A 26,387-nucleotide genomic window follows, 5' to 3' on the forward strand; every position below is an offset into this window, starting at 1 on the left:
TAATAGCGACCCCAAAATTTATGCGTAATGCCCAATCGTCTTTTTTATGAAAAGTCATTAAGATGATTATACGAGAACCACTTCTTTTTATCAGCCCGATTTTGCGGCGAAGAATAGCTGGAATCACAGTCACGAGAAAAAGAACGAATGCCATAGTGATTGTAAGTTTATTCCAAAATCCGTAGTGTTCTATTTAAATTCAGCTCCGTTTTATTTTTGACTCTTCCTTTTTATACGATGACGAACAGGTCGAAGTTTCATGGTAATGGTAACTTACCTAAAATTAAACATTAGACTGATAAGAAATTTTTCGCGACACTCAAAACGGCTAATCTAAAAACTAAAGCACCCGTTTAAAAAGGTTAATTTTCGAATTTAATCATATTCCGTCTCCAGAGGCTCTAAAATAGAATATTCCCAATGTTATTATCCTTAACAGGTACGAGGAGGTGTACTATGGTACCATCATCTAAGTCCATTAAATGTCCATACACCACTCGATTAAACTTTATGGCTGTTGTTGATGCGCTTATTCCATCTAGTTTGATGACATTCCCATCTGGATGGACATTCCAATATGGTGCATTGGATTTGTCTATTTGGAAGTACCTGCTCATGTCTTTTGACAACTTGCCAACGCCATTATCAAGCGAGACCTCTCAACTTCTGGACCTTTCAGTTATATACGAATATAAGGAACGTTATCCACATATCTACAAAGGACTATTTTCAACTTTATCCAGGAATGACAGGTTAAAGGCCATCACCCGTTTAGAAAATCTAGAGGTTCCTCTCGATACTCTTCCTATTCCTTATAAGAATAACCCCACTCTTTTACAGATAATGATCGATTCTTTATATCAACTAACTTTCTTTGGCTACTATTCTGAATGGTACGGGTATGCTGACACCCGCTATAACCCACCCAGTTTCAGGCACCTTCGCACCTATCCAGTAAGCTGGGCCTATACGGGATATCCCGGACCTTCTTTTGGTTATCGAGATTTTAGAGGTTTTTTATTAAAGATGAGAGACTTAGAACCGGAGTGATTTTATATGCGAAAACAGGACGTGATTGTAATCGGGGCAGGCGGTGGCGGGGCCGTAATAGCTAAGGAACTAGGAGAACTTGGGCTACATGTTCTTGTGCTGGAAGCGGGACCGTGGTATGGAAATAGGAAATGGCCTAGTCCAAATACCGAAAAAGGCGAAGTTTGTAGCAGGAGTCCCGATGATTTAGATGTCAACCTCTTCAGGGAGAGTTACGATAAATTAGAAAATAATATGAATGATCTAATAGCAGGAAGACTACGTTGGGGGCCTGCTAATCAGGAAAATCCCCCCTGGAATCGATCATATCAGCAAAGAGGTTTTGTGTGGCAAAATTCGGGAGTGGGTGGTTCTACTCAGCACTATCTAGCAAACTCTCCCCGTGCATTTCCATCTGCTATTGATGGAGAATGGCCTCTAACCTACCGTGAACTGATTCCATTTTACGAGAAAGTTGAAGCTGAGTTACCAGTCGAATTCGCCCCCACTACTTCTAAGGAAGAATTATTTTATTTTGGAGCAAAAAAAGCTGGCTGGAATCTTTTAGCTACTCTCAATGTTGTATCCCCCGGATATCGTCCCCAGCCCAATGCGATTTTGCCACCCAATGCAAACCTTCTTAATCCAGCCTACTCTGAAGAGCAGCTTTCATGGATGGAAGGTTGTACACTTGCGGGCCATTGTATAAATGGCTGCCCCCATGGACCATCTGTTGCAAAAATTGCTAAACGCTCCACGAATGTCAGCTATGTACCCTTAGCTTTAAATACCGGCAATGTGGAGATCCGACCTAATACATTCTCATATGAAGTGATTACTGAAAACCACCCTAAAGTAGGAATAAGGGCAATTGGAGTGAAAATAAGAAATACATGGACTGGTGAAAGGGACGAATTATTTGCCGACTGTATCATTGTAGCAGCCGGGGCGATTGAAACCCCCGGCTGTGGATCAATTCCTCCTTGCCTTTTAACCAATGGGTTGGCAAAGGAATTGTAAATCATAACATGGATATGATTACTGGAGTTTTTAAAGAAAAGGAACTGCTCCCTATATTAGGGAGCACTGATGTAAATCCATTTACCGGTCATACATCCGGTGCTAGGCTAGACTTTCCTGGTTTAGGCTCCATTCAAGTGATTGGAACTAGCCCAGGGTTAATGGCGAGCTTTACTTACGCATTAGGTAAGTCAGAAACTAATAACTCGTTTAAAAAAGGGCGGGTTTTTGGAAAAGAATTAATAGAGTTAATGGCAGAATATAAAAGTTCATTGAATATCTTAATTGTAACGGACGATGAAATTGATAGGAATAACAGTGTCTCTGTTTTACCCGCCACCCTTGATGAAAATGGAGCTATCCCATCGATACGTTATGCTCCGACAAGGAACACTCGAAGAAAAAAGAGGGAATTGGTGAAGATAGCAGCAGACATCCTCCTTCAAGCTGGGGCGAGAAAAGTGGTCCATTCAGATTGGCCAGATGGCTTGATGATTCACATAATGAGTACAATGAGAATGGGCTATGTCGTAGATCAAAACTGTGAATCATTTCAGGTTAGCCGATTATTCATAGCGGATAATAGTGTCCTAAGTAATGGGCTGGGGGGTCAAATCCAACTCTAACAACTCAAGCTTTAGCTATAAGGACTGCTGAGAAAATCTATAAAAAATACTTTTGATATAAAAAAGTGTATCTTCCCGAAACTCAATAACGGATTTAATCAAATAGCTTCTTTAGGAAGCTATTTGTATTGTAATTAACCTCCGATTTGGGATTAAAAAAATCAACTTTTGTTTATGTACGGTACGTTGATCATCCTTTTCCAAATGGTGAGAGGTTGGGTTTTCCTTCAGCAGTTTTTATCCACTCTCAATTTTCATGGCGAACCTTATTCTATAGAAGACCCGTGGATTTTTGTAACATTATTGAGTAACTCTCTGACTTTAGTGGCCAGTTTTAGATTACTATATACAGGAAAACAAATAAGAGTGATACTTGTTTAATACGTTTCGCGTCATTCCACAATCACCCATCGATTTTCCCCGGCTCAATCAGATCCGTATCATCAGGTATGTAACCCAATTGCCTGCCCATTGACACGATTTGCCCTTTGTGATGAAATTCATGAGTAGCCGCATGTGTATAGAGCCAGAGGGGTGTGAGTTCTTCCTTTTCATCTTGCCATGGAACAGGGCCGGTAATACTAAGGTTCCACTGCCCTTCAAAGTCCTCAAGAAATTCGTAAACAAGATTATCTACCTCTTTAAAAATCCGTCGCATGTCTTTCACGTTTCTCACTCGGTCAGGTGTTACCAAAGTGAGCCCTTTTCTAAGGCCAAAATTACCCAACCAGGATTGATAACATTCCGCAACGTGTACATGTAGGTTTCGCATAGAGTTCCGTCCGAATTTATCAAGTTCGTAAGTGTAATGTTCTGTAGTTGGTTTTTCACAATATTGAAACAGTTCTTCCCTAGTGTGCTGAATCCAGTCATACTGTTTCTTCAATACATTCATTGATTCCACACTCCTAAAAAATCAATTCTGATTTGTGAGGGAATAGCATATCGTCGACTCTCCATCGACCACTTTTTAACAGTTCTCTTTCCGTTAATACTATGCAATAAACTGGCCAAATGAACAATGAAGATTGCAATTCTTCCTACAGAAACGCGTCCATTCTTAAAGAAAGATAAAGTTGAAGACTTACATTGATCATCAGCTCTCTCACCCCGATATAATCTCAATATTTTGGGACTTCTTTTGTAACACTTTGCGTACGTACTTTTGATATTTATTCTTGTAAGGATTTCTTTTAATACTCTTCGTATTCAATTTTCCAATCTCATTACGAACATATTTGTCAGAAACGATCAACTTTCTAGATTCATCGTTATTAAGATATTTTTGAAACCATTCATTTCTTTTAAGATATTTAAGATTTTCACCTATTCTCTCTCCCGTTACTTCAGTTATAAATGGTGAAAAAGAAATAATGCTTGCCAAGTCACTTAAAAACCTCACTAACCTCATTAAATCCCACCTCGTATAAAAAGCCTCTCTTTTAAATACGCTTAATTCCATATAAGATTTCATTATTATTAACAGTTCGTTATTCAAGAATTACGAATCTTTTGCTGAATATTATCCTTTGCTTAGAATACCATCAAAAAATTTTACTCCGATTTTAACAACGTTAAGGTAATAAAGCTCAAAATCCACTGTATTAAAATCATACGGCTAACAAATATTACTTTTAAGGAGAATTTTTATAGAAGATTTGTTATTTTTCAGGAGGGAAAAACATGAAAAAAGTAGTTTATGCATGCATGGTTGCCTTATTAGCACTGAACGTCAATATCATGACGACTCACGCTCAAAGTTCTAATAATCACGATACAAAGGGACAGGAACAAGCCGTAGATCAACTCTTATTAGACCTTTTTAATCAGGAGATTGATGATGCAGTCGCCAATTATTATAAGGAGGACTCAATAAACTATCAATATAACTGGTGGGACAAAGATTATGATGTTGTTGAGGTAGATCAAACCGAAAAAGGTCATGTATTGGAGTATGTCCATAATGGCAAAAAGCAACAATTTGCCTATGTAGTAAAGTTTACAGTTCAACCTCAAAAAGACAAAGTATTAGGGACCGATACAATAACCTTCGGTGTCCAACAAGATGCAAATTTAGAACCTAAAATAAAAATGTTAAGTTATGACCATAGTGAACCAAAAAATGAGTAGTATAGACACTGCATTCTGAACTTTACTCCGATTAAAGGTACCTAAAACCCTTTACTCGGAGTATTTGGGGTCTCGCTGTAAAAATGCGCCCATTATGGAGCAATTCTTATATTATCCACCTTGCCTGTCAATAACATCTCCACTTTCGGATAAACCTCTAACAATAACTTCCTTGCCAATTTTAAAGTAATAACGCTTTCCATGTTTTGTAATAATTTCAGCTCTTTCAAATCCATCTTCTTTCTTGGATTTAGTATCTACTTTTACTATTTCATCATTATTCACTTTACCGAACACCACATAAAATTCATGTAGCTCGTTTCCTGTTTTATCATGCTCACGCAGAGACTCAGTATAAACTGTCATATTTTCGTTAACATAATGCGTCCACCCATGTTGACCAATGTTTTCCCATCCTTCTTCATTGTTACCTTTAAAGAAAGCTACTGCAAGTGCTTCATAATTTTCATTAGGCAATTCATCTTTATCCGGTTCAATTATGTACATAATAATAGTTACACCCTCGTGTTCTTCACTATGTAGAACAGTGTTGACTTCATAGGGGATACCTTTTTCAATTGCTTCTTGAAAATCATCATATTTTCCAAGTTCAAAATCAGATACAAGACCCCAGGTAATTAACACTAATGAGACAATAACAATGAGGGCTATGCTAATTAACCTGATCAATTTTAACCCTCCCTAAATTACTCTAAATCTTATTCCAGATAACGGCCTCTAATATTTAACACCAATTATTTCAAAATATGGTGTTAACTCAATACTTTATTCCATTAAAACAGGCGCAATCCCTTGTTCCGCAATGCGCCCGTTTCACAAATAAATTTACTATTTATATATTTACTCTCTCAAATCGATTTTTACTGGTTCTAATTTTACAGGTATATTGCTGCTCAAAGTACCTAAGCTAACTCTTATGACGTAATCGTTTGAATTAAATTTGCCTAAAGAACTAAGATCAAAAGTGCTTCTAAAGCGTAAATCACCCTCACTTAAAACTTTTATAGAATGATCTATCGGTTTTTTATAAATATCCTTTTCTGATTCCTTAACGAGAGTCACATCATGCCGTGCTACATCCTTATAGAAATGGTTTTTTTTATTTTTTTCTTTTCCCTCATTGATTTGAAAATCTATAACCAGCTTATTGTCCTTCTTATTTATACTCTCCAGATTTATCGAGTGATCTTGTCGAGGAGAACTTATTTGAACTGGTGTTTTTTGATTTAACTTCACAAACTGATCTTCTGTTTGTAATGCTACCTTTGGGTGTATTTCAATATAATCGGTTTTCCCTTTAAGCTCTTGCGGAACAATACTTCTTCCTTTTACAATCACTTGGTTGTTCTCTTTTGTTTTCTCTAAATCGATACCGTCCATCGAAATGTGGACCGTATTCCCATGATCATCATAAGCTTCTAATCGAACCTGATCGTTCTCAGCCTCAGCTGGAAAAATTGCTGTATAATCAATTGCTGTTGAAGCCTTTCCTGCTATAATTGAATCGAAATAAACCTTTACATTTGCTTGTTTATTGCTACTTTCCTTGTCAACCATTACAGTTTCATTAGGCAGTTGTTTAATCGGAACATCAAACTTCCACACTCCGTCTTCATCTCCAATTTCTAGAAATTCTAAAGGAAATGTCGTGTCAGCAGGTAACTTTTCTCCTGGAAAGTGCAACTGGATTTGCCCCGTAAATCCATTATCTGTTTGTTCCATATGAACGAGTTCTTTACTATCTGCAATAGCCTTATCTCCATTGAATATTTCATAAAATCCAGTAAGTTTTCCCCTCTGATTCGGATTAACGTCACCAGTTACATCAAAGGTAACACCAATCACAGCCCCATCATAATAAGCACTCGTAACAGTAACATCTATCCCACCATGACTAGCTGTTTCATTTAGCTTGGTAATAAGTTGCTGGGAAGCCAAGTTTCTCCCAACTAAATCATTAAAACCCATATATATTTTCCCTACTAATGGCACGTCAGCCATGACATGAGATACAGAGGGCACAATAAAGCTAGAAGACAGTAACGTAATAGCTGCTGCGGTCGATATAATAAATTTTCTTGTTCGACTCACCTTTTTTTTAGGTTTCGAACCCTCATCCACTTTTCGAATACCTTTTCGGATCGCCTCATTAACATCTTCTTTAGGTATTTCAATCTCTTCATATTTTTCTCGAAATAGCTTTTCCTTCATTGCATCCCACCCCTTCCAGAATAGTCTTCAATTGTTTCTTGCCTCTTTGAAGGTATGTTTTCACCGTATTCTCGGGAATGTCCATGATTTTAGAAATCTCTTTAATTGGAAGGTCATGATAGTAAAACAGGATAATCGCGTCACGGTAAGTATCTCGCAAGCCATTTACGGCCCTTACTAAATCAATATGTTCAACCGTGCTTTGGTTTTTGTTTGAGGGTAAATCACTGACATATTCAAGTGGGATATCTTTCTTCTGCTTTTTCTTCAAATCATAAGCACTATTGATAAGAATCCTTGTCAGCCATGTTAAAAAATATGTATTCTCTTTTAATTTACCAATGGCTAGGAATGCCTTATAAGAGGTTTCTTGTACAATATCCAATGCATCTTCGCGATTACCTGCATAAAGATACGCAGTTCGGTATAATCGGTCGCTATATAGCGAAAGAAGCTTTTCAAATGCTTCTTTGTTTCCTGCTTTAGCTTTTTTTATTAATTTTAAATGCCTCATTCTCACCCTCCTTTACCATTAGAGAAGAATTTGTGTTGAAAAGTTTCAAGTTTTTTAATTTGTGAAAAATGCCATTGCAATAAAAAATACGTGCTAACTCACTCAGTTTAGCACGCTCATATCTTGTTCTTTCTTTACTCCACTATGCGTCTCTTTTACGCAAGACAGTCGCCTATTCTTTACTCAGGGAAAGCACCCAATAACTGAATAAAAATAATATGTATTACAATCTCGAAATGACCCATTATTAAAAGTCCTGACAAATTTTCTAAGAATGCCAACACCAACAGATATCTCCTATTCCTTTACGAACACACTTCTATAAAGTTTCGGGATAATAAACAAAACTGCCCGATTACGAACGTTACCTTTTTGATTTATTTATTTGGAATATTCTACGCTAGGAGAACTTCAACCTAAAAAAATCGAATTCCTTACTATACTAAGGATCCGACTTTCTTAACAGTTATAAAAATTGACTAGTACCTATCCTAGTGGAGCTCTTCCCTTAACCTGCTTTAACGTCGCTACTATAAGAAAGCTAACAATCACTAATAAAAGCCATGAACTCACCTTTCCTAGATGAACGAGACTCCATGCATCGGTTTGGTATGGATATTCCCAAGCTCCAAAGTACGTTGCGATATTTTCGGCTATCCATATAAAAAAACCGATGAGCACAAAAGAAAGGGCGAGTGGCATGCGGTAACGAGTTCCATCAACCTCGTATGTGACCCATGATTGCCAAAAGACGATAATAACAAGTCCGGATAACCAAAAGCGGACATCAATCCAATAATGGTGGGTGAAAAAATTCAAATAAATTGCAGCTGCAAGAGGTACAACTACTAGAAACGGCGGCCACTTAACCAGTTCAACCTTTAATCTCCTCCATGCCTGGCAAAGATAACTCGCTACACTTGCGTACATGAATCCGCTATACAAAGGCACTCCAAAAAATTTGGAATATGCTTCCTCTGGATACGACCAGGAGCCCATATGTACCTTAAAAAGTTCAAGGGCAAGTCCAATAAGGTGAAATACTGTAATAACCTTTAGTTCATCCCGTGTTTCAAGCCTAGAACGCACCATCCACCACTGCATCAGAAGGCAGATGATGAGCAGCCAGTCATACCGTGGCAGGAAGGGAAGTGACATGATTTCTGTAAAGGCCAAAGAGACAAAAATAACGACAGGAAACAAACACGATAAGGCCTGCTCCCAACCAAAACGAACGAGTTGTTTTAGTGGTCTCATGATTTGTGCCTTCAAAGTTTTTTTCTGAGAATCTTTTTGAATGGTTAAATTCATGAGTAACTCCCCTTTTATGACTTTGATTCATTGAAATAATGGGAAATGAAATCTTTCTTTTCCTTTTAATATTAAATATTTCTGCTTTATTAACCTTGGGTATCTTCATCACTTCGGTATTCTAAAATATCTCCAGGTTGACATTCTAAAGCCTTACAGATCGCTTCTAAAGTTGAAAATCGAATCGCTTTTGCCTTTCCATTTTTCAATATAGAAAGGTTTGCCATTGTTATTCCTACCCTCTCTGAAAGTTCTGTTACGCTCATTTTCCTTTTCGCCAACATCACATCAATATTAATTATAATCGCCATGTTATTCACCTCAGACCGTTAAATCATTCTCTGATTTTATATCTATGGCATTTTTTAATAGCTTTTGAAGAAGAGCAGCAAAGACTGCAATCACTAATGAAGCAAAAATAATGATCATTCCGAGTACTATGATACCTGGGGCGTCATCTCTCTCCGCGATGAGATAAAAGAGTGGCATGCCTACCACATACAAAATACTGATTGTGATTGCACAGTATTTTATATTCTTTAAAGTCCTTACAGATAATTCCGAGAAAGCTTTGTTCTTGTCAATATAGCTTAAAAGTTTAAAAGCTTGATACAGAGCAAAGTAAAAAGGTATTGCCGCCGCATACAAATCGATTAAAACGAGATCGTTCATATAAGCAATATCTGGATACAATTCTGCTGCATAATTCGCTATCTCAGGCACTACAAATATGCACAGAGCAAGAATTGGGATTCCAATAAGAATAACAGCTATCTTTAAAAAGAGTGTTGATCCTCGTTTCATAAAAAGCACCTCACTTATTCGTTGTAAATTTGATTTTAGCACTTAGTTTATCGTTTATCAATAAATTATTACCGATTATAATTATATTTTTATTCTTAAATAAATATCCTTTTAACTTTAGACTAAACAATCTGAGCCTTTTCTTTAATAACTCGTTCCATCCTGTTTATATTTGTAACTAGTTCCTTTAAAAACTTCCCTCACATGCCATTCTAAAAGATCTGAACTTGGCTCATGATAAAACAAAAACGGCATCCTAATGTTTTGGATTATGGAAATTCGTCATGATCTTCCTAAAGGTCCCCACCCCACTTACATACTCAGAAACCCTGGCCTTCTTAACATTCGTCATAATAAAAATACCTTTATCAAACAGCTTGTGATGCAGAGAGGTTTGGTTCCCCAAATCGCGTTAACGCATTAACGCGATTTGTCACCGCAGCTTATTCCGCAGCGATTGGTGTCATAGAGTGGTGGACCATGATTTCCACGAACTTCCCCGTCCTTTTAGCTAGACAACAATCTTAAGCTGTTGTTTCTAGGCGTGCACGATATAAAAAATAATAAAATTAGGAGCATGGTGTAATTCGGAGAAAAACGAACAAAATAAAAGCAATATATTTAAAGGTTATTATTTTTTAAACTGTACGTACTAAAATAACTGTATTTATTGTTTGAGTTATACATAGAACAAAGATAAAGTAAGGCCAAAGGAGTGTTTTACAACATGATTAATATTAAATGGAAAAACTTAGGTATAATTGTTGGTTTATCTTTATCTCTTGTAGCAGCGGGTTGTGGTCAGGGAGATACAGATGATACTACGAACAATGCGAATGACAGTGGAGATGAGGCCCCAAATTATAGTGAAGAAGTAGAGTATACGATTACAGGGATAGAACCAGGAGCAGGAATAACAGAACTTGCCAAAAACACTTTAGAGGAATATGAAAACTTAGAAGGTTGGACACTTCAAGAAAGTTCAACAGCAGGTATGATAGGTGCACTGCAAGAGGCAATTCAGAACGAAGAACCAATTGTTGTAACAGGCTGGACTCCGCACTGGATATTCTCTCAATATGATTTAAAGTTCCTAGAAGATCCAAAAGGTACACTTGGCAAAACTGAAAACATCAATACAATAGTAAGGAAAGGCTTAGAAGAGGACATGCCTATTGCTTATCAAATTCTTGATCGTTTCCACTGGGAACCAAAAGATATGGAAACTGTCATGCTTGAAGCGCAAGAATCTTCTTTTGAGGAAGCTGCAAAGAATTGGGTAGAAGAGAATTCGGATAAAGTGGATGAATGGACAAAAGGTGTAGATAAGGTAGACGGAAAAGAAATCGTATTAGTATCAACCCTATGGGAGTCAGAACGTGCTTCCGGCAATGTAATGAAGGTAGTATTAGAACAACAAGGGTACGAGGTATCATTGAAAACTGTAGCTCCAGCAATTGTGTTTCAATCAATAGCTGGCGCGGATGCGGATGCAACCGTAGCTCCATGGTTGCCTACAACCCACGGCTCCTTCTATGAGAAATACAAGGAAGACTTTGTTGATTTAGGTGAGAACTTAACAGGTACAAAAAATGGATTCGTTGTCCCTGAATACATGGACATTGAATCAATTGAGGATTTACAACCAAAAGAATAACGATATAAATAAAGGAGAACTCCTATATTGGAGTTCTCCTTTATTTATACTTTTACATCCTTTTGTTGCTTTGAAATAAAGTTTGATAAAACAGCAGCCAGAAACCCTTATTTCAATAACAGTAAAAATACCCTTATCAAACAGCTTGTGATGCAGAGAACACAGGCTAATCCGTTATCTTCCACATCCGTCCCCCACACTGATGCCACTTAATATGGGCCGCTTCCACTCCAGCATGCTTTTTCCAAATGGTAAGATGTTCGATCTTTCTCTCAGCAGCTGTTTGTCCACTCTCATTCCCCCAACTTTTCAATCCTCCACCTCGACTAGATAAACCCGATTATGAAACGATCCACGCTGGTCACACTTTTCACGACGGATCCTTTCTAACTGTTCTATAGAAGACCCGTGGGTTTTTGTAAAAGTATGGATTAACTCCAGTAAATCAGCTAATTCCTCCAAAGCTTCTTGATCATCTTTTGCTGCAAGATATTCGTTTACTTCTTCTTGGAGCTTGTTTTTCAATGAATCTATGTATTCCTCTTCATTTAATATACGGGTACGAATCGATTTACCTCTCCCTTCGATAATCTCAGGAATTCGGTCACGGACAAGTTTGTTATATATGAGCATTTCTTATCTCACCTACTTTTCAATAGAATAGGTTTCCTATATATGGTTATACAAATTTACTTCATTACCATTCATCTTACTTCTGGTCAATTCACCCTTTTTACAATATCAACCAACTCAGATTTACTTCCATCGGTTAGCGGAACATCCTCAACACAAAGGATTCCTGTTACAGACACCGGGCCACCATATACATAGTCCCCCTTATGATTCTTCACTAAATAAATGTACTCTAACAATTCCTCTAGGCCAGTAATTGCGTACTCTATCCTAGAGGTATTCTTTACTTCCCCGATGACAATCTTGATGATTTTATTTGTGTTTTGATCATATACCTCTAAAAGGAAATCAGGGCGCCCGCGCCATAAATCTTTGGAAGGTGAACGGCCAAAAAACTGGTTTGCAAGTTGATTAGATGTATGGAAAGACTGGTATTTTTGCCGCAAATAAAGATTGTTGCTTTCGGCTATTTCATTTGATGAGATAGCGAAGCGAACTTGATTTGATCCGGTTGAGTCATGATAAAGATGGTAGATTGATGAACCTTTTTCCCAGGAGGCTACCTTGTTTTGTGATCCATCCATTAAATGAAGTTCGCTATCGTCCGTATTATCTTTAATCAGCTGGACGATCCAGTACAACTCGAAAAGCACATCCACATTATCAGGTGCGATGAAGGTTTCTCGGAGTAATGTCCGAATGTCCTCCTCACTGTAATTTCCCCTCACTAGACTACGGTAAGATAACAGTAGTCTTGCTGCATCGCGGTAGAGTTTGTTTCGATGGTTCAACGTTTTATGTACTATACGGTCGGATGCATGAACAGAATCAACTCGCTGCAGGTAAATATTCTTCTTGAAAGCATGGGCAATGTTCCCTTTTAATTGCTGCCACTCCAAAAACCATTTGGCACTTTCGAAACCTTTTATATATGAATCTTTATAAAGACTGGAGTATAAAAGGCCTAGCAGTTCTTTTAATACTAAATTCTCAGGTATATTATAGGAACGAATACTCTCACTGGTTGAAAAAATAGTTCTATCCTTATGATTTCTGGCCATTCGCTCTTTCGTTGTATCTGCCCAGTCCACCTCCCCCCGCACTTCACCAATGTGGGTGTCTTTTTTTGAGGCAGTGTTTGTTTTAAAACGTTTCAAAAGTATCGGCAATTGTCTTGCAAAATCCATCGTTTCATCCTTTAGTAAGAAACGAACGATCAACAGTTGTCCCAGATTGGATATATTTAGATTCATTTTTGAAAAAAATGAATTGATTGTTACTTTTCCTGCCTTTAAATAGCCGTGTAAATATCCAGAAATCTCTTCAAGGATTGCTTCTTCTTGTACACTCATTCAAATCCACCCGCATCGAAGAAGTCATTTACAAAATCAAGGAGATGATTCTGATCGATAACGGCCTCTGTTTCTCCATTCAATCGATTAATGAATTCTTTTATACGATGGACTGGGAGCCCTTCAAATTGTGGCAAAACGTAGAGTATGATAGCAGAAGTAAAGTCATCATTATCCTGAGTATGTCTGGCGATATCTTCTACAATAGCAGGTCCAATCTTTCGGTAGTTATTGATCAGCTTCCAAATTACTGCCAGTGTATCGACATTTGGGTACGTCTCCATTTCCCAGACTTTCAGATACTGCTCAATCAGGTCAGCCGTAATATGATTAGGGATGCCCACCGGAATAAAGGCGAAGCGGCGCATGAATGCATAGCTCATTTCATATAAAGATGCTTTATCTATAGTATTCATCGTCGCAATAATTCGCCAGTCATTTGGAATAATATAAGTGTGATCATCTGGTTCCAGAGAAGTCATTAGTCCCTGGTGCTTCATAATAATGGACTTCCCACGTTTTGATTCAAACGGCAGTGTCACTTCATCCCCAGTTAATACAGAAAACAACGAGCCAAATGCCTTATCGATATCTGCACGATTTATTTCATCGATAATTAACCACTTATTGTCTGGTTGGTTCGTCTCCTTATCCTTCACACATCTCAGAAAGATTCCATCATCAAAATACAGATTCCCTTCTCGATCAGGGCGATAGCCTCCAATCGTTTCATAAGTAGACCAATTAGAAGCTGCCGTTACCATGATTGGTTGAATATCGTACATTTCACATATCTTACTTGCTAGCTTCGATTTCCCCGTACCTGGAGGACCTGTCAAAATAATATGTTTTCCTTTGCGGATGGCGGTCATTACTTGATCCAGAAGGATGTCTAAGTTTTCAAAAACCAGCCCATCTTCCAAACGATCCACATTAAAATTGACTGTAGGAATAGTCTTATCGGTAGCGGGTTGAATAACATCTTCAGTTTTATTTGCCTTCCTGTTATCTTTTGGGCGCTTTTCACCTGTTTCCTTAGTACCTCTCCATTTCCCCTCAATACTAGGTGTATGATAAAAATCTATTTCTGCCTGATATTTATTCTCCAGTTTTTCCCTAATAACGTATAATTGTCCATCTGTATCATCTATTGAATCATCTGTAATCAAATTAGAAAAAGCTTTCACAATCTTATTCTTGTGTCCCCAACTTGCAATTCGTTCAAAATAATTCGGGAGCAATAAATGGAGGATAATATTTTGCATTTGCACCCTTTTCCCTACTTTTTGACGTTCGTTGTCTACGACTGCTTTCAGTTTCATTTCATCACTAAAAATCTCTTTTCTTTCATCAAGTTGGTTACTTTTTAAAGATTCCACAACTAAAACTAAGAAAGACACCTCAAAGTACTTACTTGTGTTGAAGAAAGTTCCTGTAGAACCCAACCCCTGTTCCAACCCCTGAAAAATAGGAAGGGACCGATCGAAATCAATATCCTTCCATGAAGCGATCATTTCTAACTTTCTCATCTTCGTTTCATAGCTTGTTGAGCTTCTCACAGGGTAGATATAATAAATAAACAATAATTCAATCACGAACTTATATGTATCTTCAGACTCATTTTCTAACTGCTTCCTCAATTTATCGTCAAACGAGTCCCCGGATTCATCAGGGCTTTCGATAAATATATTTATAAACCTACTAATATTGTGAGCAGTCCAAATAGGTTCTCCATCCCAAATCAAAGATCCATCATTCAATAAGCAATTTTCTTTCCATTTTTCAGCAGCATCATATACTGCCTTCCTATCGCCTTTTTTCACTTCATAGTAAATCGCCATGTAACTTGATCCCCACTTTAAAAATGTATTCCTTTCCACCTTACTATAACAAACAGAGAGTTCAACACACTAGATCAATATAACTCTAGTAAATCGGCTCACTCCTCAAAGCTTCTTGATCATCTTTTTTGCTGCAAGATATTCGTTTACTTCTTCTTGGAACTTGTTTTTCAATGAATCTATGTATTCCTCTTCATTTAATATACGGGTACGAATCGACTTCCCTCTCCCTTCGATCATCTCAGGAATTCGGTCACGGACGAGCTTGTTATATATGGGCATTTCTTATCTCACCTGCTTTTCAATATACAGAGTTCTTATATATACATAATTAGACATTCCCCCACCATAATCCTCTTACCTGCAACCAAAAATAGATAGATTGCATGATTTTAAATGTTCATTCAATTTGGTACATTGTATACGGTTTCTATTATAATTCAAGGGGGAAAAAGACGGATGAAGAAGAAGCAGTTGTTGACCGTTTTAGCCGCTCCAGTCATGGCGTTTTCATTGTTTCAGGCGGATGAGGTAAAAGCTGAGACGAATTTCGACATGACGCAGTTAAGTGATACAGAGCTTTTGATTGAACAAGACATTATTAAGAAGAAGAAGCAGGCTCAGGTACATAAAAACCCGTATGTGACGCGCCTTGATGTGATGAAGATGTTGAAGCGTGCGAATGAGATGAAGGGGTTAAGTCCGAAAGATGTGTTTTTCTCTGATTCATCAAACAAGTCCAAAGGTGCTAGTCCTAAAGAACCGATCACCCGTATTGATATGGCGAAGTTGTTCACGCTTGCGATGAATGATGGCAATGTTCCTGAAGTGGATCTTGAGGTGTTGAATAACTTTACGGATGCAGAGTCTATTCCTGAGGAAGCGAAGCCGTATGTGGCCTATGCTACTCTAGCAGGTGGGTTTGATATTACGTTTGAAGAAGCGTTTCAACCAAATGAGCCAATGACACTCGATGAAGTGGCAAAGTCGTTCAAACCACTAGTCTTTGATGTCATTGATATTCTTTCTACCAACGACATTCATGGTCATATTACCCAAAACCAGCAATATCAACAGGGCGGCATGGCGTTAATCGGCGGCATTGTTGAGGATTTCCGCTCCGTGAATGCGGATGGTACGGTCGTTGTGGACGGCGGAGATACGATGCAAGGAACTCTTATCTCTAATTCTTTTTACGGAAAATCTACCATTGAAACATTGAATGATATCAAGTACGATGCAGGCGCAATCGGTAACCATGAGTTTGACTGGGGTGTCGATGTCCTGAAGCAGCGCCTGGATGATGCTGCTTATCCCATTCTTGGTGCGAACATTTTTGAAGAAGAAACTGGAGAGCGTCCTGAGTGGGCCAAGCCTTATACCATTGTGGAAAAAGGCGGCTATAAGATAGGGATTATCGGATTTGCAACACCACAAACACCTCAGACGACATTATCCACGCATGTAGAGGGCTTGAAGTTTCCAACGCCTGCCCCAATTGCTGAGGAACTTGCGGCTGAACTTGAAGCAAAAGGTGCCGACATGGTAATGGTAACCTCTCACCTTCCTGGCTGGCATGAGGAAGAAACAGATAAAATTATGGGTGAACTGGCACAACTGGCAAACTCATCTGAAGGCGGACTGGATGCCCTTGTCGGTGGTCACTCCCACGAACGAGTAGCTAGGCATGTGAATGGGATTCCGGTTGTAGAAGCTGACCGTTATACAAACGCGATTGGCCACATTCAGTTGTTTGTCGATCCTGAATCAGAGGAAATCTATGATTCTGAAATCGACATGCTAGAAACATATGAGCACCTAGCTGGTGAAGATGAAAGCGTTCGCGAGATTGTAGACTACTATAAGCAACAAGTAGAAGAAGTAAAGAGCGAGGTCGTTTCCACTACAGAAGGGCCGCTGACTCGTGAACGCAAGTACGGCGACCTTGGTGTCAGCCAGCTTGGAAATATGATTACTGATGCAATGCGTGAACGTGCAAATGCAGACATTGCCTTCCAAAACAGTGGCGGTATCCGCACAGATATTAATGCAGGTGAGATTACGTACGGTGAAGTATTTGAAGTGCTTCCTTTTGACAACTATAACGTAACAGCAGAAATGACTGGGCAGCAGCTTAAGGAAATCTTAGAAGGGCCAGCTCCCGATGATTGGAACTTTATGAAGATTCAGTTTTCAGGAATGAATGTTGTCTATGATCCTTCACAGTCTGATGGAGAGCGCGTGACTTCCATTAAGTTGACTGATGGCACACCTGTTTATACGAATGGTGAATTTTCTGATCAGACGTTTACGGTTGTGACGAACAACTTCCTTTCTACAGGTGAAGGTGATGGTTATACGACCTTTGGTGAAGTGGAATGGGCATCGCATCCTGACTTTCAGCGTGAATTGTTTGCTGATTACTTGCGAGAGATGCAAGCGAGTGGGGAGACGATTGTTCCAGCTGAAGCGTTTGATGGTCGTTTAATTCAAGAGTAATACGAAATAGTTAAGCCAGCAGAATGTGGGGATTCTGCTGGCTTTTTTTACGATCATAATCTAATAATCATCTTCTGTTTTTCATACCATAACTTTAGTTAGGGCGTTATAAATTGACCAACTCGTCACTAGTTCCAAACGCTTTAATAGCTTGGCTACAGACATCGCACCGTAGTTTTAAGAAATTAATCCATAACCAATCCACCATCAACGACTAAGTTTTGCCCCGTAACTGCACGACTCCATGGTGATGCAAAAAATAAGGTTGCATCAGCTAGTTCCTCAGGGGTTGTCACTTGTTTTAACGGCGTATTTTCACTAATCATCTCGAACACTTCATCAGGAGTCGATGCACTTGCATCCGTTTTTTGCAATAACCCGCCCGAAACCATATTCACCGTAATACCATGAGCTCCCACGTCACGAGCCATGTTTCTAGTAAAACCGAGTAATGCCGCTTTGCTTGTATTATAGTCATGATAAGGAACAACAGGGTTTTGAAATAGGTTGGTACCGATGTTAATGATTCTTCCAAATTTCAGGGCGCACATTCCTTCATAAGCTGCTTGTATTGTGTGTAATGCTGCTTTTACACTCCCTTCTAATTGCATTTGGTACTCTTCCCAAGTTACGGTTTCTGCTGTATTCCGGTTAGCGGCATCAAACTTAAAATTAACCAGGGCATTGTTGATGACTGTTGTAACGGCTTGGCCAAAATGCATTTCAGCTTGATCAAACATTGCTTGAACTTGTTCTTTGTCGAGAATATCTGCCTGAACCGCCAAAGCACGGTCACCAATACTTTCAACGACTTCCTGCGCTTTCTTTTCACTTTGATTATAGTTAACAATAACCCTTGCTCCCTCACGTCCGAAAGCTTTGGCAATTTCTGCTCCCAATCCCCTGCTTGCCCCAGTTATCAATACAATTTGATCTTTAATTTCCACTGTTATATTTCTCCTCTCAGTATTCAAAAAATCCCCCATCAATTTCTCAAGTGTGGAAATACTTCCTGAAATGAAACAAATAAAAAACAGCACCACATAAAAGTGATCCTGTTATACCAATTAATCAACATGATTAACGCTAACATCATCACTTCCCTTCGCTGGTATTAACCAAATCAGGTTCAGAGGGTCAAAGAAATGTCATTTCCTTTCTCAGCCAAATGGCTCCCCTAGTGAATATTATTCTTATATTATTTTCTAGAGTTTAACACACAAAGTTAGCCTTGTCTTGTAACATTTAAAATTGGATGTCCATTTGTCAGGGTGGATTCTTGAAATAGATGTAAATGGGATATTTTTCACCTTTTAACGAATACTCTAAGTAAGAAGATAGGAGGTTTTTATATGAAAAATGACTACAAGTTAGCAACTCTTTCAGAGACTGAACGAGAAAAATTAGAAAACCTTGAAAAGGAATTTGGAAAAGTACTCATTGCTTGGGAAGGAAAAAGGTAACCAACCTCCGTATCCCTCACGGCGGTATTTTGTTTCCAGCTTCCTACTAAGCTGGAAACCTTGTCTTTAGCTAACCGAACGACCTTCATCGCTCGGGACTTGAATCCTATAGCTTCGACCCATGCCGGCTACAAAAATAAAACCGTCTCGGGCTTGTCTCGAGACGGTTGGTATATTATCTTAGAGACTTATGTTTTGGACCCTTCTGAGCCTTACTGTCTGTCAATGCAAACGCACTATCTACGGCCGCGTAAGCATTCACATAGCCAGTGCCGACTTCCCACGCTTCATATCCTGGCATGTTCGTAGTAGTTTCTGTCAAGATTTCAAATACTTCGTCAGGGGACAGCGTCGGATTGGCTTCAAGCATCAACATGACTATACCTGCAACGTGTGGCGTAGCCATGGATGTTCCACTTAACGTAGTATAATACGGCAGAAAAGCAGTGGGTATATTTTCTACGTCGGTAGTCGTATTAAGTACTCCTACCGGTGACAGAGTTCTGGTTGACACGATGTTTAAACCTGGAGCTGTTAGGTCAGGCCGGTTGAAATACGTATAGGTTTCACCTTCGATAGTAAACGTGCCGCTTTCACCTTTCACACCGCGGGAAGAAAAATCAGCAAGCTCATTTTCAAAGGTACCTGCTGCCACAGAAATTACCCAAGGCGCGAGAGAATACGGATTCATCGTATCTGCCCCAGGACCAGCATTACCGGCGGCAAATGTCACAACCATTCCCCGTTCATACGCCGCTTTACTAGCAACATTGACTGGACCATTCGGATCGAATTCACCTGATGAACCCCAAGAATTTGTAATAACGCGAATGTCAAATTCCGCCTGATGGGTTAAAGCGTAGTCAAATCCGCCAATAGCATCAAGAATAAAGAGAGCACCGCCGGAACCATAGCCGACTAAATCAGCACCCGGGGCAACACCTTCGTATTTTCCGTTAGACATTTGTCCTGTTCCACCCACAGTACCAGCAACATGTGTCCCATGCCCGGAATTTGTATCCGTGTTCACAACGCCCTCTTGATACGTCACAGGGCCAATATCGCTATAGGCATGTAAGTTAATGGAGCTAAGTACGTTTTCAACCAGATGGGAACCATATTCCAAGTCTGCATGTGTGCCGTCAACCCCGCTATCATGAACAAGAACGGAACCCCCTTCTCCGGTAACAGGAAGACCTTCGTTCCTTTTTGTCATTTGATCATCCGTACGAACCTGATCAACTCCTGTAAGTTCTGTGGCCTTCTCGTTAAAGTAAGACAGCTTTCTGTTCAAGTAGAGAGAACGAACTCCTTCTGCTTGTGCTAATTTATCAATCTGACTTTCTGTTGCTAAGACACCGGCAACTGGAAGGGCCTTCATGGTAACCCCTTCCGTCAATCCAATCTTTTCGAGTAAAGCAACATTTTGAGTAGTTGGGGCTCCTTCACCTTCAAAAGTGACCACCACTTCAAACGGCCCTGTCTCCGTTTCTAATGCTTTATTTAGGTGGGGATCGATAGAAACGTTTACACCTGTTTCAGCATTCACACCTAATCCACTTGGAAAAAGTGAAACAAGTAAGGTCAAGATTGCAGCCAATGATAAAACAATACTTGCTCTTTTCTTCATGTTTGTGAGTCTCCTCCTTTTTATTAATCTTCTAAAATCCTTTTCCGCACTATACTAACACAAAATTTAAAATTTTCAGTATACACGGTTTAAAAAACACCTTTGGAACTAGCATTTGCTAGTTTATGGTTAATGTAAAGGACCAAAATTTATTCCAATTTAAACGAACGGGTATCGGATAGGGAATACATATAAAAAAACGAGCTTGAAAACTTAAGCCCGTTTTTCCGAAATAACTAGATTCATCTCTACAAGTCCCAATGTTTAATAGAGCTTGGATTAATAAATCCATGAAATGTTCCACTCTTCACGAACATTAACCTTAATTAACAACAACTTTTTCCCAATTCACTCGGTCTTCGCTAGTTGGATCATGCTCAATTCTGCTTTCCGCGTTAAAAATCATTGTAGACCGATTTTCCAAATCATAATCCGGCCAACTTGGGATAGCTTGAGTATTTGGGTTACCACTCAGAGCAAAGGCAATCCAAGCCTGATGCATCTGCTCAGACACTTTCTGCCGGTCAGAAGAGTCACCTATCAGAGACTTTGCACTATCAATCGTATTCCAGACAAATGGAATTTCCAAAGCATGACAGGCTTTTAATCTGCCATTAGAAACAGGACTCTGCCAGTCGAAGCGGTACATCCAGACAGGGGCATCCTGTTCCAGTTGCATCTCCGCCAATTTAATTGCTGGATAGAAAAACACACGGAGGGTCATCAGTTGATCATAGAGGGTTTGAGTTAATTTTTCTCCCTTGTCCAAGAATTGATCAGAGATTTTTGGCCACCGTGAGCCAAACGTCCGCCCGAACATGTTCGCAACATCTTTAGGATCTCCGTTTTTCCATATAGGGTCAAAAAAGGTAAAGAGTCGGAATTCATCTTTAGTAGTCCCAATTAAAATAGGAACACCTTTAGCAGCACCTGCGGCCAATGCCTTCTCTGGATGTTCGGGTAAGGACACCCCATCGATGACTGGCTGCAAACTCATCGAAGGAAGAGCAGCGGAAGCTTCCACTAGTTTCTCGATCGGCATATCCACAAGCTTTGATAGTTCATCCGCGCCCACGTCTAAAGAATCCAAAAGATGGTGGGCAACCTTTGTAGCCTTTGATGAGCTTAAAGCATTTTTAGCAGCACCACTTTGCAGGATCGCCTGATGGAATAGTCCTTTTGCTGAAGGGAGTGCCAGTAATACACCAATGCTCATCGCCCCTGCCGATTCGCCAAAAACAGTCACCCGATTAGGGTCCCCACCAAAAGCTTCTATATTTTCCTGTACCCATCGTAAAGCAGCGACTTGATCGAGTATCCCGCAGTTTCCAGAAGTCGCATACTCCTCACCTCCAATTTCGCCTAAGTGAAGAAAGCCCATTATTCCAAGCCGATAATTGATCGTAACGACCACAACGTCACCTTCAGTAGCAAAAGAAGTTCCGTCATAGAAATCGCTAGAACCGGAACCCGAAATAAATGCTCCTCCATGAATCCAGACCATAACAGGACGGCGTTTGTCATCCGCCCCTGGTGACCAAACATTTAAATACAAACAATCTTCACTTGTGTTTTTCGCCTCATTACCCAAAAAATCCGAAATTTCCCTCGAAGGCTGTGGTGAGGCTGGACCGAAATGTGTAGCATCACGGATCCCCTCCCATGATTCAGGTTGTTCAGGCGGCTGAAAACGAAGAGGGCCTAGTGGTGGTTTTGCATAAGGAATCCCCTTCCAAGCATATACCCCTTCAACTTGTTTCCCTTTAACTTTACCGTTAGCTGTTTCGACTACGGTCATTGACATTTCATTTCTCCTTCCCCATTAGGTGGTGAACTAACCAATCATCGATATATGTATTATATTCTATTCAACAGAAAGCCCACTTTTCCTTCAATTAAAGAAACGCCGGCCTCTCTAAAAAAACGTGGCATTAGTGAAATAGATTTCCGTCCTAATTCGATTAGATTCTACCCAGACCAGATAATATTCTTCCCTAACTAAAAAATCTGACGGTGAAACGTACAATAACCACATAAGATGCTTTTAGAGCAAGCAAAGATCCTCATTTAAAGGAAGTGAGTGAAAACAGCAGATATAAACCAACCTAACTTTAATCAGGAATCCCTTTTATCTGAAATTGAATATCCATTCAATCATGGGTATCCAATTTAGGAGAACGTGAATTTCGGCGTGCAGAACGAACTAGAAAGGTAATAGGATTAACATACCCTATCATTGGTCACGGATCTCTCCGCGTTGTTTTCGATCTTAATAATGGATATGTACTAAAAATAGCCAAACGCAAAATAGGGCTGGATAGCATTACAAATGAAGTCAGCTTACACAAAAACTGTCCTCCCCATTTGCGAAAACATCTCTGCCCTGTAAAAGAATTTGGACGTGGCTGGATTATTATGAAGAAAATGAATCCAATCTCTACGATTAATCAGGATTGGAGAGATAAGATTTTAGAGGTAAAAAACGGTTTTTTGAAAAGTGGTATTGAACCGCAAGACCTAAAAAGTGCTAATCTGGCATTGTCTAGTGAGGGAGATATTATCGTCATCGATTACGGAAATTTTACTAGCCGCTGATATTATCCATTAGAGACGATATCATACTGCGTATAAGTGATAAGTGATGCTACCATTTGTCATTATTTGATCAGTTTCTCAGTAATAACACTGTTCTTATGGTAGCAACTATTACCACGCAGCCAGTGTTCATGTTCGTAGTCATCTCTTTCGCTATAAATTTTGGAGCATTGGAATTTGGTATGAGCCCTGCAATAAGAAAATAAAGACCAGCATAATATCGAGATGACGCTGGCCTGATTTTGATGATTGAAAAAAAAGATAGCTAAAGGATTTATTTAGTCTGGCCTTTAGCCTCCCACTCCCTAGATAAGATCCCGTACAACACACAATCATGGTAATGATCATATAAAAATTCACCATCTCTAATCATTCCCTCTTGCTTAAAACCAAGTCTTTTAGGTATACCATTGCTTTTTTGATTATCAACACCACATTGTATTTCAACACGATTCAGCTTATAGTTTTCAAAAGCATAGTTTACTAACGCTTTCACGACCTTGGTCATAACCCCGTAGCCCTGGTATTTTTCAGAGAGCCAGTAACCAATACTCGTTTTTTGGTTGGACCAATCAATACCGTGAAACCCAGCCATACCTGCTAATTTATTTTTGTAAAGAATGCCAGCTTGAAAACCGTCATGAGAGGCGGATTGTTTTAACCACATTTCGATTACAGGCTCATAATCCTTTTCTTGTTTCATGCTATCCACCCAGGGAAGCCACCTTCTTAGAGAATCTCTTGACCCATCCACTAGGGCAAACAACTCTTTGGCATCTTCCTTCTCTAGTAATTTCAATGATAAGTCTGTATCAACATTTAATGTGAACATAACATCCCTCTCGATCAGTTTTAACTTTAGGTTTCATAGAAAATAACTTAAGCCCCGGCTTTGTTTTCAATTTTTCACTCATACCAAGCCTTCTTTGGCCTTGATTTCGGATAACCCTCTTTTTGACGGTACAATTTTCTTTCTTCAGTAAAATCGAACCATTGCTTATTACTTTTAGGGTGATTAGCATAATAGATGACACATCGAATCTGATCTTCTACACATGGATCAGTCCAGACACCAAGATTGCTCTCTAACTTATCGAATAGTTCGGCACCATTTTCATCCTGAATTTCGTGTAAAGAACTGATTCCAAGATTATGTACAATTTTTTCAGCTAACTTCTCGCCAATGGAAGGGACTTGTTGAAAGGCTGCCAACCCTTTTATTAGTCTTGCTCGATTCATCGGCACACAAAGAATCTTAGACAATTCATCTACTTCCTTATTACGAATGTCGCTTATTTTCACTTTTGCCTTCCTCAGTTTAGCTTTTTCATCTTTTTCAAAAGGCAGCTTGATGTTCTTGTTTCCGCTCATCGTTCGCCCTCCTAACACCTTCCATCACTTTGAAATAGAAAAATCCTGATATAGACCAATCCTGTTTCCATATGGGTCTTCAAACGTAGACCATGCCGCCGGTACACCTTCTCTTGTGTTAACCCCTTCAATCTTTACATCCAATTCTTTCATAAGCCGCAGTCTCTCACTTTCAATATTTTCTACCCCTAACCGCAAAGGGCCATTCCCTACTGTCGGCTGTCCTTTTGCAACCTGAAGCCATGCATCTTGTGTGATTTCCCCTCGGCAAAGTCTTCATGGGGAACGAAATCAGGTTTTCTACTGAAAAGCTTCTCGTACCATTTTATACCTTCTTCGTAATCAGATATTCTTACTTGAAATGTTACCCCTGTATTGCTTCCCATGACATAGCCTCCTACGAATTTTTCAAGTTCATGATCAAACCCGATATTTGTTGACTCTATAACTTTCTATTTTTTCCATATAAAATCCTTCTTTGATTCGGCCCTCTGGGAAAAATGTGTAGTATAACTATTGGGATTCGCTGTTCATCACAAGCCTGTATTTTCTAAAACTGCTGTTAAGAAAAATCTTACTAAAGCTAATAAACATAAAAGCGGAGTCTGTCCCTAAGTAGTTTAATTTACTTGGGAACAGACTCCGTAACCACAATCATGTTTTGTCTTAATGTTTTTAAGTGGCCTCAAGTCTTTTTTTCAACCATTGCTCTTGAGCACCTTGAACTTTGAAAATACGAGCTCATAGTATAAACCGGTTACCGTTTGCGTCATTAGAAATATCGGAAAAGAAAAAGGAATCTTATATCCCTTCTGGAATTGAACAATCTCTAGCAAGGTGAAAACCCATTGCATCCCCACACCTATCATGGCCCAAGCCACAATGTACCATATGAAGGTTTTCTTATTAATTCGAAAAGATTCATAAAAGTAAATAAAAAAGTAACTGAACGGCGCAAATAAAAGATAGTACAATAAGTCAAATAAACGATAACCATTCGAATCGTTCAGCTTAAAAAAGTCAACGAGCCCACCGCCGATTGTAAAGTCGAATAAAACCCCAATCGTAAATCCCCATAATAAAAATAATAACGTAATCTCGCGAGCGAACTTTTTAGGAAGCAAGAATAAGACGGCATAACTTACGACAACGAAAAGCAATATGGATATTTCGTTTTTATCAAAACTCCCCCATAAGCTCATGAGTATTTCACCTCACTCTGGGCGCTCTTTCTAAAGAATTTGAGGGAAAAATAAGCTATTACATGAAGACTCAAATAATATATGGCATCATAACCTATGTTCCACTTAATATAATTCGTCATGTTGAAGAAGGTTGAAAAGAACGTCAATAAGAGCAATATTGCTAAAGATGTACTCACATTTAATAAGGATTTGGCGAACGTGTTTGCTCTGCAAAGCAGATTTAATTGCGTTACTAAAATCATAGGAATAATTATACTTCTAAACAATAAAAAAGCGGTATAATCCATTGCGTCCTTTGTTGATTTAATGAGTTTCATCTCTTCATAAATAATCCAAGTCCAATTAATGCTAATCACCAGAATGATCAAAAACACAAAGGTATTTTCGATTATTGACAACTTCTTTGGAATGGCTAAAAAAAGTGCTAATACCAGCCATGAAGTAAAGAAAAACACAGCAAACGCCATAAAGACCC

General features: G+C 39.1%; 28 protein-coding genes, 1 pseudogene and 1 riboswitch. Of the genes and pseudogenes, 7 read left to right on the forward strand and 22 right to left on the reverse strand.

Annotated elements, in window-relative coordinates; genetic code table 11:
• The first annotated feature begins 456 nt into the window (after positions 1 to 456).
• The 3 genes from MUO15_RS09860 to MUO15_RS21940 are packed head-to-tail and all read left to right on the forward strand — an operon-like array spanning position 457 to position 2,675.
• Positions 457 to 1,050 carry a hypothetical protein gene (locus tag MUO15_RS09860; RefSeq protein WP_245035482.1) on the forward strand — a complete coding sequence of 198 codons (594 nt, stop codon included), beginning with the start codon at positions 457 to 459 and terminating at the stop codon, positions 1,048 to 1,050.
• 6 nt (positions 1,051 to 1,056) lie between these two features.
• The gene (locus MUO15_RS21935; RefSeq protein ID WP_318036216.1) at positions 1,057 to 2,049 is read left to right on the forward strand and encodes a GMC family oxidoreductase N-terminal domain-containing protein; all 993 of its coding nucleotides are present in this window, start codon (positions 1,057 to 1,059) and stop codon (positions 2,047 to 2,049) included.
• 8 nt (positions 2,050 to 2,057) lie between these two features.
• Positions 2,058 to 2,675 (forward strand): GMC oxidoreductase, encoded by a 618-nt coding sequence (locus tag MUO15_RS21940; RefSeq protein WP_318036217.1) that lies wholly within the window; start codon positions 2,058 to 2,060, stop codon positions 2,673 to 2,675.
• Between the two features lie 403 nt (positions 2,676 to 3,078).
• Here the strand turns inward: MUO15_RS21940 and MUO15_RS09870 are convergent, their stop codons facing one another.
• Together MUO15_RS09870 and MUO15_RS09875 are read right to left on the reverse strand one after the other, a co-directional pair.
• Complete coding sequence (locus MUO15_RS09870; RefSeq protein WP_245035484.1) at positions 3,079 to 3,570, reverse strand: DinB family protein; 492 nt, start codon at positions 3,568 to 3,570, stop codon at positions 3,079 to 3,081.
• A 210-nt stretch (positions 3,571 to 3,780) separates the two neighbouring features.
• Entirely contained in the window at positions 3,781 to 4,086 is a 306-nt protein-coding gene (locus MUO15_RS09875; RefSeq protein WP_245035486.1) for a hypothetical protein, read from the reverse strand.
• A gap of 272 nt (positions 4,087 to 4,358) precedes the next feature.
• Here MUO15_RS09875 and MUO15_RS09880 point away from each other — a divergent pair, with 272 nt between their 5' ends.
• A complete protein-coding gene (locus tag MUO15_RS09880) occupies positions 4,359 to 4,805 on the forward strand; it encodes a DUF3888 domain-containing protein (RefSeq protein WP_245035488.1) in 447 nt (148 codons plus the stop codon).
• A gap of 111 nt (positions 4,806 to 4,916) precedes the next feature.
• Here MUO15_RS09880 and MUO15_RS09885 read toward each other — a convergent pair whose 3' ends face one another.
• The 6 genes from MUO15_RS09885 to MUO15_RS09910 all read right to left on the reverse strand — a co-directional run bounded on the left by MUO15_RS09885 (position 4,917) and on the right by MUO15_RS09910 (position 9,666).
• A complete protein-coding gene (locus tag MUO15_RS09885; RefSeq protein ID WP_245035490.1) occupies positions 4,917 to 5,495 on the reverse strand; it encodes a hypothetical protein in 579 nt (192 codons plus the stop codon).
• 171 nt (positions 5,496 to 5,666) lie between these two features.
• Positions 5,667 to 7,037 carry a DUF4179 domain-containing protein gene (locus tag MUO15_RS09890; RefSeq protein ID WP_245035492.1) on the reverse strand — a complete coding sequence of 457 codons (1,371 nt, stop codon included), beginning with the start codon at positions 7,035 to 7,037 and terminating at the stop codon, positions 5,667 to 5,669.
• Positions 7,006 to 7,551, reverse strand: coding sequence for a sigma-70 family RNA polymerase sigma factor (locus tag MUO15_RS09895; protein ID WP_245035494.1), 546 nt, complete (start codon positions 7,549 to 7,551; stop codon positions 7,006 to 7,008). Before MUO15_RS09895 ends, MUO15_RS09890 begins: the two co-directional genes overlap by 32 nt.
• A gap of 486 nt (positions 7,552 to 8,037) precedes the next feature.
• On the reverse strand, positions 8,038 to 8,808 hold the full coding sequence (locus MUO15_RS09900) for a DUF817 domain-containing protein (protein WP_245035957.1): 771 nt from the start codon (positions 8,806 to 8,808) through the stop codon (positions 8,038 to 8,040).
• Positions 8,809 to 8,951: 143 nt separating this feature from the next.
• Entirely contained in the window at positions 8,952 to 9,173 is a 222-nt protein-coding gene (locus tag MUO15_RS09905; protein WP_244751757.1) for a helix-turn-helix domain-containing protein, read from the reverse strand.
• A gap of 10 nt (positions 9,174 to 9,183) precedes the next feature.
• The gene (locus MUO15_RS09910; protein WP_245035496.1) at positions 9,184 to 9,666 is read right to left on the reverse strand and encodes a DUF2975 domain-containing protein; all 483 of its coding nucleotides are present in this window, start codon (positions 9,664 to 9,666) and stop codon (positions 9,184 to 9,186) included.
• Positions 9,667 to 10,393: 727 nt separating this feature from the next.
• Between MUO15_RS09910 and MUO15_RS09915 the strand changes: the two genes are divergently transcribed.
• Positions 10,394 to 11,323 (forward strand): glycine betaine ABC transporter substrate-binding protein, encoded by a 930-nt coding sequence (locus MUO15_RS09915; protein WP_245035498.1) that lies wholly within the window; start codon positions 10,394 to 10,396, stop codon positions 11,321 to 11,323.
• 117 nt (positions 11,324 to 11,440) lie between these two features.
• Here the strand turns inward: MUO15_RS09915 and MUO15_RS22165 are convergent.
• The 5 genes and pseudogenes from MUO15_RS22165 to MUO15_RS09940 all read right to left on the reverse strand — a co-directional run.
• Positions 11,441 to 11,555: pseudogene (locus tag MUO15_RS22165) on the reverse strand (HNH endonuclease); the annotation flags it as partial.
• A gap of 77 nt (positions 11,556 to 11,632) precedes the next feature.
• Positions 11,633 to 11,956: a nucleoside triphosphate pyrophosphohydrolase gene (locus MUO15_RS09925; RefSeq protein WP_245035502.1), complete on the reverse strand. Its 324-nt coding sequence runs from the start codon at positions 11,954 to 11,956 to the stop codon at positions 11,633 to 11,635.
• A gap of 86 nt (positions 11,957 to 12,042) precedes the next feature.
• Positions 12,043 to 13,308 carry a hypothetical protein gene (locus tag MUO15_RS09930; protein ID WP_245035504.1) on the reverse strand — a complete coding sequence of 422 codons (1,266 nt, stop codon included), beginning with the start codon at positions 13,306 to 13,308 and terminating at the stop codon, positions 12,043 to 12,045.
• Positions 13,305 to 15,149: an AAA family ATPase gene (locus MUO15_RS09935; protein WP_245035506.1), complete on the reverse strand. Its 1,845-nt coding sequence runs from the start codon at positions 15,147 to 15,149 to the stop codon at positions 13,305 to 13,307. Before MUO15_RS09935 ends, MUO15_RS09930 begins: the two co-directional genes overlap by 4 nt.
• Before the next feature lie 105 nt (positions 15,150 to 15,254).
• A complete protein-coding gene (locus tag MUO15_RS09940) occupies positions 15,255 to 15,431 on the reverse strand; it encodes a nucleoside triphosphate pyrophosphohydrolase (RefSeq protein WP_245035508.1) in 177 nt (58 codons plus the stop codon).
• A gap of 177 nt (positions 15,432 to 15,608) precedes the next feature.
• Here MUO15_RS09940 and MUO15_RS09945 point away from each other — a divergent pair, with 177 nt between their 5' ends.
• Complete coding sequence (locus MUO15_RS09945) at positions 15,609 to 17,648, forward strand: bifunctional metallophosphatase/5'-nucleotidase (RefSeq protein ID WP_245035510.1); 2,040 nt, start codon at positions 15,609 to 15,611, stop codon at positions 17,646 to 17,648.
• 185 nt (positions 17,649 to 17,833) lie between these two features.
• Here the strand turns inward: MUO15_RS09945 and MUO15_RS09950 are convergent, their stop codons facing one another.
• The 3 genes from MUO15_RS09950 to MUO15_RS09960 form a co-directional block, all read right to left on the reverse strand.
• The gene (locus MUO15_RS09950; RefSeq protein ID WP_245035512.1) at positions 17,834 to 18,595 is read right to left on the reverse strand and encodes a 3-oxoacyl-ACP reductase; all 762 of its coding nucleotides are present in this window, start codon (positions 18,593 to 18,595) and stop codon (positions 17,834 to 17,836) included.
• A 136-nt stretch (positions 18,596 to 18,731) separates the two neighbouring features.
• Positions 18,732 to 18,837: riboswitch (TPP riboswitch) on the reverse strand.
• Between the two features lie 449 nt (positions 18,838 to 19,286).
• Positions 19,287 to 20,741: a S8 family peptidase gene (locus MUO15_RS09955; protein WP_245035514.1), complete on the reverse strand. Its 1,455-nt coding sequence runs from the start codon at positions 20,739 to 20,741 to the stop codon at positions 19,287 to 19,289.
• A 322-nt stretch (positions 20,742 to 21,063) separates the two neighbouring features.
• A complete protein-coding gene (locus MUO15_RS09960; RefSeq protein WP_245035516.1) occupies positions 21,064 to 22,545 on the reverse strand; it encodes a carboxylesterase/lipase family protein in 1,482 nt (493 codons plus the stop codon).
• Between the two features lie 611 nt (positions 22,546 to 23,156).
• Here MUO15_RS09960 and MUO15_RS09965 point away from each other — a divergent pair.
• Positions 23,157 to 23,336 carry a hypothetical protein gene (locus MUO15_RS09965; protein WP_245035518.1) on the forward strand — a complete coding sequence of 60 codons (180 nt, stop codon included), beginning with the start codon at positions 23,157 to 23,159 and terminating at the stop codon, positions 23,334 to 23,336.
• A gap of 274 nt (positions 23,337 to 23,610) precedes the next feature.
• Here MUO15_RS09965 and MUO15_RS09970 read toward each other — a convergent pair whose 3' ends face one another.
• The 6 genes from MUO15_RS09970 to MUO15_RS09990 all read right to left on the reverse strand — a co-directional run bounded on the left by MUO15_RS09970 (position 23,611) and on the right by MUO15_RS09990 (position 26,379).
• A complete protein-coding gene (locus tag MUO15_RS09970; protein WP_245035520.1) occupies positions 23,611 to 24,168 on the reverse strand; it encodes a GNAT family N-acetyltransferase in 558 nt (185 codons plus the stop codon).
• A gap of 74 nt (positions 24,169 to 24,242) precedes the next feature.
• Positions 24,243 to 24,707 (reverse strand): helix-hairpin-helix domain-containing protein, encoded by a 465-nt coding sequence (locus tag MUO15_RS09975; RefSeq protein WP_245035522.1) that lies wholly within the window; start codon positions 24,705 to 24,707, stop codon positions 24,243 to 24,245.
• Positions 24,708 to 24,731: 24 nt separating this feature from the next.
• Complete coding sequence (locus MUO15_RS21640; protein ID WP_256464178.1) at positions 24,732 to 24,860, reverse strand: hypothetical protein; 129 nt, start codon at positions 24,858 to 24,860, stop codon at positions 24,732 to 24,734.
• A 56-nt stretch (positions 24,861 to 24,916) separates the two neighbouring features.
• Entirely contained in the window at positions 24,917 to 25,093 is a 177-nt protein-coding gene (locus MUO15_RS09980; RefSeq protein WP_245035524.1) for a hypothetical protein, read from the reverse strand.
• 312 nt (positions 25,094 to 25,405) lie between these two features.
• Complete coding sequence (locus MUO15_RS09985) at positions 25,406 to 25,909, reverse strand: hypothetical protein (RefSeq protein ID WP_245035526.1); 504 nt, start codon at positions 25,907 to 25,909, stop codon at positions 25,406 to 25,408.
• On the reverse strand, positions 25,906 to 26,379 hold the full coding sequence (locus tag MUO15_RS09990) for a hypothetical protein (protein WP_245035528.1): 474 nt from the start codon (positions 26,377 to 26,379) through the stop codon (positions 25,906 to 25,908). Before MUO15_RS09990 ends, MUO15_RS09985 begins: the two co-directional genes overlap by 4 nt.
• Positions 26,380 to 26,387 lie beyond the last annotated feature (8 nt).

It is taken from the genome of Halobacillus amylolyticus (assembly GCF_022921115.1).
In the GTDB taxonomy this organism is placed as follows: Bacteria; Bacillota; Bacilli; order Bacillales; family Halobacillaceae; genus Halobacillus_A; species Halobacillus_A amylolyticus.

Coding starts and splice junctions, on each gene's coding strand:
- MUO15_RS09860 (WP_245035482.1), top strand. CDS start 457: ATGGTACCATCATCTAAGTCCATTAAATGTCCATACACCACTCGATTA.
- MUO15_RS21935 (WP_318036216.1), top strand. CDS start 1,057: ATGCGAAAACAGGACGTGATTGTAATCGGGGCAGGCGGTGGCGGGGCC.
- MUO15_RS21940 (WP_318036217.1), top strand. CDS start 2,058: ATGGATATGATTACTGGAGTTTTTAAAGAAAAGGAACTGCTCCCTATA.
- MUO15_RS09870 (WP_245035484.1), bottom strand. CDS start 3,570: ATGAATGTATTGAAGAAACAGTATGACTGGATTCAGCACACTAGGGAA.
- MUO15_RS09875 (WP_245035486.1), bottom strand. CDS start 4,086: ATGAGGTTAGTGAGGTTTTTAAGTGACTTGGCAAGCATTATTTCTTTT.
- MUO15_RS09880 (WP_245035488.1), top strand. CDS start 4,359: ATGAAAAAAGTAGTTTATGCATGCATGGTTGCCTTATTAGCACTGAAC.
- MUO15_RS09890 (WP_245035492.1), bottom strand. CDS start 7,037: ATGAAGGAAAAGCTATTTCGAGAAAAATATGAAGAGATTGAAATACCT.
- MUO15_RS09895 (WP_245035494.1), bottom strand. CDS start 7,551: ATGAGGCATTTAAAATTAATAAAAAAAGCTAAAGCAGGAAACAAAGAA.
- MUO15_RS09900 (WP_245035957.1), bottom strand. CDS start 8,808: ATGAGACCACTAAAACAACTCGTTCGTTTTGGTTGGGAGCAGGCCTTA.
- MUO15_RS09905 (WP_244751757.1), bottom strand. CDS start 9,173: ATGGCGATTATAATTAATATTGATGTGATGTTGGCGAAAAGGAAAATG.
- MUO15_RS09910 (WP_245035496.1), bottom strand. CDS start 9,666: ATGAAACGAGGATCAACACTCTTTTTAAAGATAGCTGTTATTCTTATT.
- MUO15_RS09915 (WP_245035498.1), top strand. CDS start 10,394: ATGATTAATATTAAATGGAAAAACTTAGGTATAATTGTTGGTTTATCT.
- MUO15_RS09925 (WP_245035502.1), bottom strand. CDS start 11,956: ATGCTCATATATAACAAACTTGTCCGTGACCGAATTCCTGAGATTATC.
- MUO15_RS09930 (WP_245035504.1), bottom strand. CDS start 13,308: ATGAGTGTACAAGAAGAAGCAATCCTTGAAGAGATTTCTGGATATTTA.
- MUO15_RS09935 (WP_245035506.1), bottom strand. CDS start 15,149: ATGGCGATTTACTATGAAGTGAAAAAAGGCGATAGGAAGGCAGTATAT.
- MUO15_RS09940 (WP_245035508.1), bottom strand. CDS start 15,431: ATGCCCATATATAACAAGCTCGTCCGTGACCGAATTCCTGAGATGATC.
- MUO15_RS09945 (WP_245035510.1), top strand. CDS start 15,609: ATGAAGAAGAAGCAGTTGTTGACCGTTTTAGCCGCTCCAGTCATGGCG.
- MUO15_RS09955 (WP_245035514.1), bottom strand. CDS start 20,741: ATGAAGAAAAGAGCAAGTATTGTTTTATCATTGGCTGCAATCTTGACC.
- MUO15_RS09960 (WP_245035516.1), bottom strand. CDS start 22,545: ATGTCAATGACCGTAGTCGAAACAGCTAACGGTAAAGTTAAAGGGAAA.
- MUO15_RS09965 (WP_245035518.1), top strand. CDS start 23,157: ATGAAGAAAATGAATCCAATCTCTACGATTAATCAGGATTGGAGAGAT.
- MUO15_RS09970 (WP_245035520.1), bottom strand. CDS start 24,168: ATGTTCACATTAAATGTTGATACAGACTTATCATTGAAATTACTAGAG.
- MUO15_RS09975 (WP_245035522.1), bottom strand. CDS start 24,707: ATGAGCGGAAACAAGAACATCAAGCTGCCTTTTGAAAAAGATGAAAAA.
- MUO15_RS21640 (WP_256464178.1), bottom strand. CDS start 24,860: ATGAAAGAATTGGATGTAAAGATTGAAGGGGTTAACACAAGAGAAGGT.
- MUO15_RS09980 (WP_245035524.1), bottom strand. CDS start 25,093: ATGGGAAGCAATACAGGGGTAACATTTCAAGTAAGAATATCTGATTAC.
- MUO15_RS09985 (WP_245035526.1), bottom strand. CDS start 25,909: ATGAGCTTATGGGGGAGTTTTGATAAAAACGAAATATCCATATTGCTT.
- MUO15_RS09990 (WP_245035528.1), bottom strand. CDS start 26,379: ATGGCGTTTGCTGTGTTTTTCTTTACTTCATGGCTGGTATTAGCACTT.